Source organism: Granulicella sp. 5B5 (genome assembly GCF_014083945.1).
In the GTDB taxonomy this organism is placed as follows: domain Bacteria; phylum Acidobacteriota; class Terriglobia; order Terriglobales; family Acidobacteriaceae; genus Granulicella.
On record NZ_CP046444.1, the window covers coordinates 1,046,318 to 1,058,459 of the forward strand.

7 protein-coding genes are annotated in these 12,142 nt (G+C 62.3%); 3 read left to right on the forward strand and 4 right to left on the reverse strand.

Annotated elements, in window-relative coordinates; translation table 11 throughout:
* Window positions 1-134 precede the first annotated feature (134 nt).
* Window positions 135-1,592, forward strand: a complete 1,458-nt coding sequence (locus GOB94_RS04530) for an APC family permease (RefSeq protein WP_182277694.1) — start codon at window positions 135-137, stop codon at window positions 1,590-1,592.
* 200 nt (window positions 1,593-1,792) lie between these two features.
* Window positions 1,793-3,487, forward strand: coding sequence for a phosphoglucomutase (alpha-D-glucose-1,6-bisphosphate-dependent) (pgm, locus tag GOB94_RS04535; RefSeq protein WP_182277695.1), 1,695 nt, complete (start codon window positions 1,793-1,795; stop codon window positions 3,485-3,487).
* Window positions 3,488-3,837: 350 nt separating this feature from the next.
* On the opposite strand, the gene GOB94_RS16790 is transcribed toward pgm, so the two are convergent.
* From GOB94_RS16790 to GOB94_RS04550, 3 genes are all read right to left on the reverse strand, one after another.
* Entirely contained in the window at window positions 3,838-5,694 is a 1,857-nt protein-coding gene (locus GOB94_RS16790) for a FecR domain-containing protein (protein WP_255484237.1), read from the reverse strand.
* A 463-nt stretch (window positions 5,695-6,157) separates the two neighbouring features.
* Window positions 6,158-7,594 (reverse strand): GDSL-type esterase/lipase family protein, encoded by a 1,437-nt coding sequence (locus GOB94_RS04545; RefSeq protein WP_182278438.1) that lies wholly within the window; start codon window positions 7,592-7,594, stop codon window positions 6,158-6,160.
* Window positions 7,595-7,948: 354 nt separating this feature from the next.
* Window positions 7,949-9,601 (reverse strand): RNB domain-containing ribonuclease, encoded by a 1,653-nt coding sequence (locus tag GOB94_RS04550; RefSeq protein WP_182277696.1) that lies wholly within the window; start codon window positions 9,599-9,601, stop codon window positions 7,949-7,951.
* Window positions 9,602-9,696: 95 nt separating this feature from the next.
* On the opposite strand from GOB94_RS04550, the gene GOB94_RS04555 reads away from it, so the two are divergent.
* Window positions 9,697-10,395, forward strand: coding sequence for a Crp/Fnr family transcriptional regulator (locus GOB94_RS04555; protein WP_182277697.1), 699 nt, complete (start codon window positions 9,697-9,699; stop codon window positions 10,393-10,395).
* Between the two features lies 1 nt (window position 10,396).
* Here GOB94_RS04555 and GOB94_RS04560 read toward each other — a convergent pair whose 3' ends face one another.
* The gene (locus tag GOB94_RS04560) at window positions 10,397-12,088 is read right to left on the reverse strand and encodes a cbb3-type cytochrome c oxidase subunit I (protein ID WP_182277698.1); all 1,692 of its coding nucleotides are present in this window, start codon (window positions 12,086-12,088) and stop codon (window positions 10,397-10,399) included.
* Between the last annotated feature and the right edge of the window lie 54 nt (window positions 12,089-12,142).

Here is a 12,142-nt window from a genome sequence, read left to right on the forward strand (position 1 = left end):
GGACAACACCAAAACTCATACAGCTAGGGGATTACTCAGTTGTAGCCGTTCACCCCCACAAAATCAACCCCCGCATCTCTTCGCTACTCCCTACTCCCCACTCCCTGCCTTATGAGACCATCCCCACAGCAACTATGCCGACCGCCGACCTGGACACCGCCGCCGCCCACCACCTCAAGCGCCAGCTCAACCTCCGCGATCTCGTCCTCTCGCAGATCCTCACCGTCGTCGGCAGCTCTTGGGTTGGCCTCGCCGCCGGCCTCGGCCACGCGCAGACCGTCGTCTGGCTCTTCGCTTTCGCTGTCTTCTATGCCCCCATGGCCGTCGCCGTCTTCTACCTCAACCGCGAGATGCCCCTCGAAGGCGGCCTCTACGTCTGGGCGCGCCGCTCCTTCGGCGACACCCTCGGCTTCCTCACCGCCTGGAACATCTGGGCCTACGGCCTCTTCGTCATCGCCTTCCTGCTCTTTCAGCTCCCCAGCGAATTCGCCTTCATGGTCGGCCCCTCCGCCGCCTGGATACCCGACAACCACGCCGTCGTCCTTACTTCTCTGGCGGTCTTACTCACCCTGCTCACCCTCTCCGCCCTGCGCGGCCTCGCCCTCGGCAAGTGGATACACAACGTCTCCGGCACCGCGATGATGATCGCCTTCGCCCTGCTCATCGCCGCACCCTTCTGGGCCTACGCGCACCACCTGCCCATCCACTTCACGCCCTTCGAGCTGCACCTGCCGCACACCGACCCCACCTCGCTCGCCCTCATCGGCCAGATCATCTTCGCCGCCTCTGGCCTCGAGTACATCGCCATCATGGCCGGCGAAGCCAAATCCCCCTCCCGCGACATCGGCCTCTCCATCATCATCGCCAGCCCCATCATCGTCGTGATGTTCATCCTCGGCACCGCCTCCGTGCTCGCCTTCCATGAGCTCATGCACTCGACGATCAACTACATCGCACCCATCCCGCAGACGCTCCGCCTCGCCTTCGGAGACTCCAGCACCGCCACACTTCTCGCCCGCTTCGTCATCCTCCTGCTTCAGATCCGCATCCTCGGCGCCGCCAGCTACATCTTCGCCGGCGTCGCACGCCTGCCCATGGCCGCCGGCTGGGACCACCTCATCCCCGCCTGGTTCTCGCGCCTGCACCCGCGCTACCGCACCCCTGTGAACTCCATCCTCTTCGCGGCTACGATCATTGCCGCGCTCATCGTCCTCGGCTCCGCAGGAGTCCACGCCGCCGAAGCCTTCAACGTCCTCAACAACGCCTCCACCGAGTTCTACGTCCTCGCCTACTTGGTCCTCTTCGCCATCCCCATCGCCCTCGTCCTGATGAGAAAACCGGGTGCCCCACGTCTCGCTTCTGAGACGTGGGTTTCGCAGGATGCCATCGGTAACCGCATCCCTCTCTGGGCTGTCCTCCTCTGCGCCGTCGGCTTTCTCTCCGTCCTCTTCACCTTTGGCCTCAACGCCTACCCCTTCGACACCGCCGCCAGCCCACTCCCCTTCGCCGCCAAGATCCTCGGCACCGTCCTGCTCATCAACCTCCTCGGCTACACCTTCTACAAACTCCGCAACACCCGTCCCTCCTCATAGAACCCACCCACACAGCCCGTCATCTCGACCGGCCAACAGAAGCGGAGAGATCCCTGCATTTCGCAGGATGCCTGCCTGGCGCATCGCTCGTCTCGCCACAACCGCCGTGGCGTACCTTTCTTTAAAACCATCGCGTACTCTGCGTGAACGCCTTTGCCCTTGCTTTTGCCTTTGCTTACCCGGAGCAGTACCCTTCCTTTATGTCTGCGACGACCTACAACACCCCTGGCCACCACCCATCTCCCGACAAGCTCGTCAAGCTTCCCTCGCTCGTCACCGCCTTCTACGCCAACCACCCCGACCCCGAGAACCCCGCCGAGCGCGTCTCCTTCGGCACCAGCGGACACCGCGGCTCGTCGCTCTCCACCAGCTTCAACTACGCGCACATCCTCGCCATCACGCAGGCCATCGTCGAGTACCGCGCCAAAGAAAACACCACCGGCCCGCTCTTCCTCGCGCAGGACACCCACGCCCTCTCCGAGCCCGCCTTCGTCTCCGCTCTCGAGGTCCTCGCCGCCAACGGCATCAACACCATCATCGACACCGGCTACAACTCCGCCTCCACCATCGCCGGCTTCACTCCCACGCCCGCGCTCTCGCACGCCATCCTCACCTACAACGACGAGCACCGTAATGATCCGGCCCCCATCGGTCTGGCCGACGGCATCGTCATCACCCCCTCGCACAACCCACCCGAGGACGGCGGCTTCAAGTACAACCCGCCCACCGGCGGCCCCGCCGACACCACCGCCACCAAGTGGATACAGGACCGCGCCAACGAACTCATCAAAAACAAGCTCCAGGGCGTCAAGCGCCTCAGCTTCTCAAAAGCCCTGCACGCCCCCACCACCCATCGCCACGACTACATCACCAACTACGTCACCGACCTCGCCAACGTCATCGACTTCGCCCCGCTCGCCGGCACCTCGCTCAAGCTCGCCGTCGACCCGCTCGGCGGAGCCGGCGTCGCCTACTGGCCGCGCATCGCCGAAGCCCTCCACGCGCAGTACAAGCTCGACCTCGCCATCCTCAACCCCTACGTCGACCCCACCTTCCGCTTCATGACCCTCGACTGGGACGGCAAGATCCGCATGGACTGCTCCTCGCCCAACGCGATGGCGAGCATGATCGCCAACAAGGACCTCTACGACGTCGCCTGGGCCTGCGACACCGACCACGACCGCCACGGCATCGTCACCCGCAGCTCCGGTCTCCTGAACCCCAACCACTACCTCGCCGTCTGCATCCAGTACCTCTTCACCAACCGCCCCGACTGGTCTGAAAAAGTAGGCATCGGCAAAACGCTAGTCTCCTCCTCCATCATCGACCGCGTCGCCAAGGGCCTCAACCGCCCCATGCTCGAAGTCCCCGTAGGCTTCAAGTGGTTCGTCGACGGTCTCATCGACGGCACACTGGGCTTCGTCGGCGAAGAGTCCGCCGGCGCCACCTTCCTCCGCCGCAACGGCACCGTCTGGACCACCGACAAGGACGGCCTCATCTGCGGCCTCCTCGCCGCCGAGATGACCGCCCGCACCGGCAAAGACCCCGGCATCCTCTACAACGAACTCACCGCCAAATACGGCGCCCCCGTCTACCAGCGCATCGACGCCGAAGCCACCAAGGAACAAAAGGCCAAGCTCTCCAAACTCAGCGCCGCGCAGGTCACCGCGAAGGACCTCGCCGGTGAACCCATCACCGCCATCCTCACCGAAGCCCCCGGCAATCACGCCCCCATCGGAGGCCTGAAAGTCACCACCGAAAACGGCTGGTTCGCCGCCCGCCCCTCCGGCACCGAAGACGTCTACAAAATCTACGCCGAGAGCTTCAACGGCGAAGCCCACCTAAAACAAATCCAGCAAGAAGCCAAAGCCTTAGTCGCCAAAGCCATCGCCTGATCCCGCCGCCAGCTCAGATCATCTCGACCGTAGGCCGCGCTTTTGCGGCCGCAGCGAAGAGACCCCTGTATTGGTCTTGGTTGTTGCGGGGTGCCCCGTTCATGACGCGCTCTTTGCGGCATGAACGGGATGCGAATGCCAGAGTGGTCTCTCGCATTTCAAACATCGATTCGCAGGCCACCAGCCTCGCTACTCCCCCAACATCACCACTCCGAAGGGGCATGGCTTCAGCCGGGCCAAAAGCCCTGGGGGCCAAAGGCCCGCACCTTGCTGCCGCAGGCTGGAGCGAAGCCTGAGCGAAGTCGAAGGACCCAGCGACCGAATTGCCTTCTTCAAGGATCAGCGACCGTCTAGTGATGGCCTCCACCACTCCCACCGCCACCACCATGCGAACCACCACCCCCTCCGCCACCGGAGAACCCACCACCTCCATGCGAACCACCTCCACCACCCGAACCGCCGCCTCCATGAAATCCACCACCACTACTTCCCCCATGAAACCCACCACCACCTGAGAACCCGCCACCCCGGCTCCCGCCGCCACCCAGCGGCACCGACACCGTCGTAGTCCTCCCGCCCTGCACCATCTCATGCGCCGCCGAAAAACTCTGCGACTTGTGATCGAACGTAATCGGCACTGTCTGCGGCCTCATCATCGGCACCGCCTCCACACGCCCCGTCTGCCGCATCACCGCGGTTGTCATCAGGTTCCGCGCCTCCAGCCGAGGAGCGTCCGCCCGCGCCAGCGCTGCAAACACCGGCTGCCTAAACTCCTTCGGCGGCCCGCCCAGCACCTTCACCGGAGCGCTATGGTCGAACGCCACACGCTGCACCTGGCCCTGCTTCCAGTTCTTCGTCTCATACAGGCCATGCTTCAGGTTCAGCGGCTCCTTGCCGCGCTCATCCTTCGGATGCAGCGGCACATACCCGCGCACGTTCCCATTCTTCACCCACCGTACCGGGCACCGATGGTGCCGCCGCGTTCCCGCAGCCCACACATAATGCCGCCCGCGATACAGCCACCCACCCGCATGGCACACCGCCCAGTCATACGGGTACACACTCGCAATCACCTCCGAATCCACCAGCTCCATCTGCAGCGTCAGCGGGTCCTGCGCATACCAGCTGCGAATTGCATACGGGTCGCACGGAAAGAACGGGTCATCAAAGTCCTCTTCCAGATACCCAGGCCCGGCATATCCCTGCCCAACAGCACCCGCCTGCGTCGGCAACGCAATCGGTTGCGACTGCCCCACCAGCGTCTCCTGCTGCGGAACATACGCCGCGTCTACAAACCGTGCGCTCTGCGCCACCGGCTCCGGGCGCTGCACCTCAGCCTGTGTCGGTGCCTTCGCCACGCCACTCTGCGGATGCCGCCACCCACCCGTCGGCTCCCAGCATCGGCCGCTGTCACAGTCGAAAAAATGCCCCTGCTTCTCCAAATCCACCAATCCCGGAATCGGCTCACTCAGCCCCGCGTCCTTCATCGCCTTCGCCATCGCGACGTTGCGCTCATCCACCTGCGTCTTCACCCACGCGTCCCAGCCTGCCCCCGTCGCCGTATCGAACGACTTGTCCATCTTCGCGTTCCGCAAAATGCGCCCGTGGCTCATCAGGATCGCCTGTCCATCCCCCACATGCCGCAAAGCGAACCCGCGATGCAGCAGCATGTTCTCGCCCACAGGCGTCACCAGCATCGCATCCAGAAAGCTGTCGATCCGCACATAAGCCCGCTGCGGATAATGCAGCCCCACGCCATCGCTCGGAGTTCGCACCTCAAAGGTCTCGCCCGCAAACTCCGGCGCCACATCCATCGTCATCGTGCCACTCAGCAGGTTCAATGCTGTATGCGGAACACCATCGGTCGCAATCAGCTCATCGAACGTCAGCACCGAGTTCGGCGCAAGGTACACGGTCGACGCATCCTCAAACTCCACCACCGCGCGGCCATCGCCCGTCACCAGGTTGAAGCCCTCATACACCGGCATGTCCACCGCAGCCTTCTGCCACTCCGAACCGCTCGCCTTCTCGCCCTCCTTGCCGCGGGACACGCGCACATCGCCCTCCACATAACTCACCCGCACAATCTGCGGAAAGGTCTGCGCCTCAGGCTTCTTGCCTTCGGCATGCAACGCTGAGTTTTGAAGAGAAAGGAGAGGAAGAACCAACAACGGAAGAAACGGACGAACACGACGCGCGACGCTCATGGCAAGCCTCAATCCCAGACCGCACAAACCAGACCGCACAACCATCGGAGAGTCCCAACGCGGTGCCACCGAGCGGCACACTCGCGCCTACATCATCCGGGGAAAGCCATGATAACAAAACCAGGCTGTTCCGCTAGAGTGACGCAACCCATATCAAAAAGGTTGCACCATTTTTGGATCAGAGAATGTCCACCGGGTGCCCCATGTCTAGTTTCTGAGACATGGGTTCGCACAACACCAACCTCACTACCCCCTTGACACACCCGATACAATTTAAACAGCGATAGAAGCAGTAAACAGCCACCAGCCGCAGGCTTTCGCATCAAAGAGCATCATGGGGATCAGACCTCCACAAGTCCGCCCCTAACTCTCCATCGCTCAAGATTTTAAATCAAAAAGTACCCGGGGGGAGGGGTGGGGGTACCACCACCTTCCGCAATAAATCAGCGTTCCACGTGCAACACTACTTCGCCGGCTCACCCTTCACATCCGGCCCAAGCTCCACCCGCGTCCGAATCAGCGTATCCGCAACCATACGCCCGAACACAGCCTTACCCTTGTCGTTCAGGTGCGTGCGGTCCAGCTTCGCAGCGGCACCATTCTCCGCCTTGGCATCGGCATGTCCCACTGCATCGAACGCATCGGCCTGCGCCTGCGTCATCGTATCCAGCAGCTTCGTCGACATCGCATTCAGGTCGATGCAAGTGATGCCCTCTTCCGCCGCCATACGCCGAGCCGCTGCCGCATAGTCGTTCAGGTCCTCCTTCACCTTGCCATCGACAAACGTCCTCCTGCTCAGCGGCGTAACGATCACCGGCACAGCACCAATCGCCCGAGTCTCCGCAACATACTGCTTCAGCTGCGCCGCATACGTCGTCTCCGGATCGGTATGCCGCGCCGCATCCGGCTTCTGGTCGTTGTGCCCGAACTGGATCAGGTAGTAGTCACCCTTCTGCGCCAACGCCTTCGCCCACGCACCCTCATCACGGAAGCTCTTGCTGCTCCGCCCATTCAGTGCATCGTCGATGCACCTCACCTGCGGCGCCATCAGCGCACAGAACCCAGGCCCCCAACCGCCCTCCGGCGCCGTCGTCGAATCCCCCACCAGCACAATCGTCACCGGGCCGCCCTCATAGATCTTCATCGCCTTCACACCCGCTGGCGGCAGCTTCGCCGCCTCCGGCAGCACATACCGGAACATCGCCGGCACCACCTGCCCCAGGTCCACCGCCACCATGCGCCCGAACACATAGCTTCCCGCCCAGTTCAGGTGCGTCTTGTCCGGGATCGTGTTGCCATCTTTGTCTTTCTTACTGATGCCCAGTTTGTCGGCAGCAGTCGGCCCAATCTTCTCCAGGTACGCAATGCTCTCCGTCTGCAGGTCGACCAGCGGCACCTTCATCTCCATCGCCACGCCCTGCATCGCCTCGCAGTGCTCAGTCAGGTCGCTATGGATCTTGCCATCCTCGCCGAAGTATCGCCGCGTGATCGGAGTCACCAGCACCGGCTTGATGCCCGCCGCCCGCGCCTCGCTCACGAACACCTTCAGGTTCCGCACATAGTCCGGTATCGGCACCTGCCGGTCGAGATGCTCCTTCGTCACCAGGTCGTTATGCCCAAACTGGATCACCATGTAATCCGGCTTCGTCGCCAGCGCGTGGTCCCATAGCCCCTGCTCGCGATACGTCTTCGTGCTCGCGCCGCCCTTCGCCATGTCCAGGCAATCAACCCGCGCATCGAAGTTCGCGCAGAACCCGCGCCCATAACCCGCGTTCTCTGTCTGCGTCGAATCGCCAATTAAATCAACCCTTACAGCGATGCCCGGCTTTCTCACCGCAGCCGTCGCAGCATCGAACGCCAGCGCAGGATCACCCTGCCCCACCGCCACGCCACAACACATCGCCACACTCAGTACCAAAACAAAACAACGCTTCACCAATTCAGACCTCACTCCAGGTAACGCCATGGTATACATGCTTCCGTCCATTTGACATCTGCGCACACTGGCATACTACCGCTCCACAAGCAACCCCTTAAGCACCACGCATTGCTCCGCTGCACCTCTGCCGACTGCCACCTCCGGGCTAAAGTTTCAGCCCATTTAGCCGAGTTCTATACGACAAAGGAGCACCTATGCAGACATGATTCGCAGCATCCGTTATCTCCAGGCTCGCCCACTGCGCCGCCCTCGCCTTCACATCATCTGCCGCGGCTCAGTCGGATGGGGTCTTCTGTTTTCCCGCTTCCTCACAACTCAGCGCCCGCTCACCTTCGCAAAGTCGATGAATGCGCGCGCCGGATTGGTGTGGATCAGCTTCACGTTCACCTTGTCGCCGACATCCAGCCCCTGCTCGTTCTGCACCACGCGCCCTTCGAACGGCGGCCGGATCACGCGCACATACACGCCCTTGTCGCTCGCGCCCGTAACCACACCCGGAAACACCTGGCCCACGCGGTCAGCCATGGCTACAGCCGCCACGCGCTTCTGCATATCGCGCTCGATCTTCCGCAGCGCCTTGTCTGCATCGTTGCAATGCTGCGCAATCGCGCCAAGTTCTTCATCGCTGTACGGAGCAGGCTCATTCCGCGTCATCGCGTGCAGCACACGCTGCGTTACCAGGTCGGGAAATCGCCGGTTCGGTGCGGTCGAGTGCGTGTAGTCTCGTGCCGCCAGTCCGAAGTGTCCAGTCGGATCGTCATCCGGCCGCATCAGCATGTACTGCCCTGGCCCCATCAGCTTGATTACCGCAACCGCCAGGTCCGGATAGTGAATTGAGTCCGTCCGCCGTTGCTCTTCCAGAAAGTTGTTCAAAGCCACCGAGTCCGGATTCACCGGCAGCTCCGTGCCATGCTCATGCGCCAGTGCCACAATGCGGTCCCAGCGCCGCGGCACCACCACCACGCGCTGCAATCCGCTGCGCCCACCTTTGCGCAGAGTCCGCGCCATCACTCCGTTGGCAGCCACCATCAGGTCTTCGATCAGGTTCATCGCACGGTTCTGCGTAGCTTCACCGATGTCGATCACACGGCCGTCGACCACCACTGGGTCAGCCTCGGCCTTATGAAACTCCAGCGCACCGCGCTTCACCCGCGCCGCATGCAGAAGCTGCACCGCCTCGTCCTGCAGCTTCAACTGCTCTGCCAGCCAGTTTGCCGGCAGGCCATCGCCACCTCCCAGGCTCGCATCCGCATCATGCTCCCGCGCGCTGTCACTCCGCAACGACATCACATCGTCATCAACTACACCCGCGGCCGTCTTCTCCAGCCACGGTCCCACACGCGAGTACGCCAGCTGCGCGCGGTTCCGCACCATCGCCAGCGAAACGCCCTCTTCCACAATCTCCCCTTCGGCGCCTACAACGAACGTCATCATCACCGCCAGCCGGTCGGCTGCCTCGTTCAGGCTCGTCAACCCGGTTGAGAGTTCCAGCGGCAGCATCGGAAAGTTCTTTACCGCCGTATAGATCGTCTGCGTCTGCACCTCGGCGTGTTTGTCGATCGGGCTGTCCTGCTCCACCGCGGCGGCTACATCGCCAATCGCGACCCTCAGGCGAATTCCGCCCGGCACACGGTCAGCCACCTCAATCTGGTCCAAGTCTCTCGACGTATCATTGTCGATCGACGACCACCCCAGCGGTCTCAGGTCCTCTACACCTGACGGCACCGCCAGCGACGCATAGCGCTGCTCGATCGCCGCCATCTGCTCGGCGACACCGTCGCCAAACTCAGGCTTGAACCCTGCGGTATGCATCTCATCCAGCGCCGCCTGCGCCAGGTCAAACGGAACATGATGCGTCCCATCCGGGTGCCAGCTGCCAAACGGTGGGTGTCCACCCTCACCATGTTGTTCGTTCGTCTGATGTTGCCGATTGTGTTTCCCGTGGTCGTCATGCTTCCTGAAAGACATGCCCCGCAGACTACCACGCCAACGTTGTCGAATGTCTATTTCCTATGCCGTACGTCTTTCAGCGTAGTATGTAGGCACAAAGGAGACCTCCGAGGATGCCGGCATCGCATAGCTGTATCACATGCGCCATCCGTGGACCGCAGTGTTTCTGCACACTGCCGGCTCTGGACCTCCTTGATCTCGACACCATCGGTGCGCCGCACGACATCGCAGCCAATCAGACCGTCCTCCGCGAAGGTTACTCCGCCGATCGCGTCTACATCATCTGCAAGGGACGTATCAAGATCTCCGCGGCCTCTGAAGGCGGCCGCCTGCTTCTCGTCCGCATCGCCGGCCCCGGCGACGTCCTTGGCCTCGCTTCGATCCTGCGCACCACGAACCACAAGGTCACGGCGGAGACCATCGAACCCTGCCAGCTCAAATCCATCCCTCGCGCTGCCTTCATCGACTTCATGCGTGGCTCACCCGACGTCAGCCAGAACACCGCCCTCGCCGTCGCCCGCGAGTACGAGGCTGCGCTCCTCAGCGCCCGCCGCCTCGCACTCTCCACCTCCGCAGCCGGCAAGCTCGCCAGCGCTCTGCTCGACTGGGCCCGCATGAACCACATCCACAATAACGAAGCCCTCGAGTTCGCCATGCCCCTCACCCACGAAGAGTTGGCCTGCATGGCTGGCCTCTCGCGCGAGACCGTCACCCGCCTCCTCGCCCGCTTCCGCGTCGAGGGCCTCGTTGACCAGCAGGGTGAGCGCATGACCCTCCACGAACCCGCCAAGCTGCAGTCGCTCTACTGCTGACTCACGCCGCAGTGGCCTCGATAGGCTTGCCCTCCACATCGTCCGTTCGGTGGTCGATCCACTCATAGTCGTAGGCCTCATGCGTCACCAGCGGCACGCGGTCGAAGTTATACGTCGGCGGAGGGCTCGGCACGGTCCACTCCAGCCCATACGCCTTCCACGGGTTCCGCGCCGCAATCGGCCCGTACTTCAGGCTCCATAGCAGATACATCATCGACAGCAGATATCCCAGCCCCATCACCGTCGCACCGGCGGTCGACATCACATTCAGCATCTGCCACTCCGGCGGATACATCGCATACCGCCGTGGCATGCCCATATATCCCAGGATGAACTGTGGTCCGAAGGTAAAGAAGAACCCCACAAAGATCAGCAGTGCGGCCAGCTTCGCAGGCTGCTCCGGATACATCCTGCCGAAGATCTTCGGCCACCAGAAGTGCAGCCCGCCCAGGAACGCCATGATCACCGCGCCCACCATCACAAAGTGAAAATGCGCGACCACAAAGTAAGTCTCGGTCAGTTGCACATCCATGCCCGTCGCGCCCAGGAACACGCCCGTGCAGCCGCCAATCACAAACAGCCCTATGAAGCCCAGCGCATACACCATCGGCGCATCGAACCGGATCGACCCTTTGTACAGCGTCGCCACCCAGTTGAACACCTTGATCGCCGAAGGCACCGCCACCATCATCGTCAGCAAGCTGAACACCAGCGCCGAGTACTGGCTCACTCCCATGATGAACATGTGGTGTTCCCACACAAAGAACCCGAACACTGCAATCGCAACCGAGCTGAACGCAATCGCCGTGTATCCGAAGATCCGCTTCCGGCTGAAGCACGCGATCAGCTCACTCATCACCCCCATCGCCGGCAGCAGCATCACATACACCGCCGGGTGTGAGTAGAACCAGAACAGATGCTGAAACAGCAGCGGGTCGCCCCCCAGCCTGGGATCGAAGATGCCCACGCCCAGCAGCCGCTCAATCGCCACCAGCACAATCGCAATCGACACTACCGGCGTGCCCAGGATCATGATGATCGCCGTCGCATAGTTTGCCCAGACAAACAGCGGCAGCCGAAACCACGTCAGTCCCGGCGCGCGCATCCGGTGCGTCGTCACGATGAAGTTCAACCCCGTGAAGATCGAGCTGAACCCGGCAAAGAACGCCGCCAGCCCGCCCGAGATCACGTTCGTATTCACAAACCGCGTGCTCAGCGGTGTCGTAAACGTCCACCCCGTATCGAGGCCGCCGGCCACCACCGTATACAGCAGCAGCGCCGCGCCGATCATGTAGCAGTACCAGCTCAAAAGGTTGATCTTCGGAAACGCCAAGTCTCTCGCCCCCAGCATCAGCGGCAGAAGGAAGTTCCCCAGCACCGCGGGGATCGCCGGGATCAGCACAAAGAACACCATCACCACACCATGCATGGTGAACACCTTGTTGTAGGTGTCCATCGCCATCAGATCGCTGCCCGGCGTCAGCAGCTCCAGCCTCAGCAGCATCGCCAGCAGCCCACCCACCAGGAAGAAGAACGTCACGCCAATCAGGTACAACAGCGCGATCCGTTTATGGTCCTGCGTCAGCAGCCAGCTCTTCAGGCTATGGTCGACATTCAGATAGTTGTAGCTCTTCGTCGCCTGTTCCTGCTTCGGCGTGGCAGCCCCTTCCAGCGGCGCGGTCAAGGTGCTCATCGACCACCTGCCTTCAGCGCCAACGAAGCTGCCGCCACACAATGCGTCATCGCA

What these genes read in the sequence shown, in the direction of transcription:
- GOB94_RS04560 (WP_182277698.1), bottom strand. Translation starts at nt 12,088, where the DNA reads ATGAGCACCTTGACCGCGCCGCTGGAAGGGGCTGCCACGCCGAAGCAG.
- GOB94_RS04530 (WP_182277694.1), top strand. Translation starts at nt 135, where the DNA reads ATGCCGACCGCCGACCTGGACACCGCCGCCGCCCACCACCTCAAGCGC.
- GOB94_RS04555 (WP_182277697.1), top strand. Translation starts at nt 9,697, where the DNA reads ATGCCGGCATCGCATAGCTGTATCACATGCGCCATCCGTGGACCGCAG.
- GOB94_RS04545 (WP_182278438.1), bottom strand. Translation starts at nt 7,594, where the DNA reads ATGTGTTGTGGCGTGGCGGTGGGGCAGGGTGATCCTGCGCTGGCGTTC.
- GOB94_RS16790 (WP_255484237.1), bottom strand. Translation starts at nt 5,694, where the DNA reads ATGAGCGTCGCGCGTCGTGTTCGTCCGTTTCTTCCGTTGTTGGTTCTT.
- GOB94_RS04550 (WP_182277696.1), bottom strand. Translation starts at nt 9,601, where the DNA reads ATGTCTTTCAGGAAGCATGACGACCACGGGAAACACAATCGGCAACAT.
- pgm (WP_182277695.1), top strand. Translation starts at nt 1,793, where the DNA reads ATGTCTGCGACGACCTACAACACCCCTGGCCACCACCCATCTCCCGAC.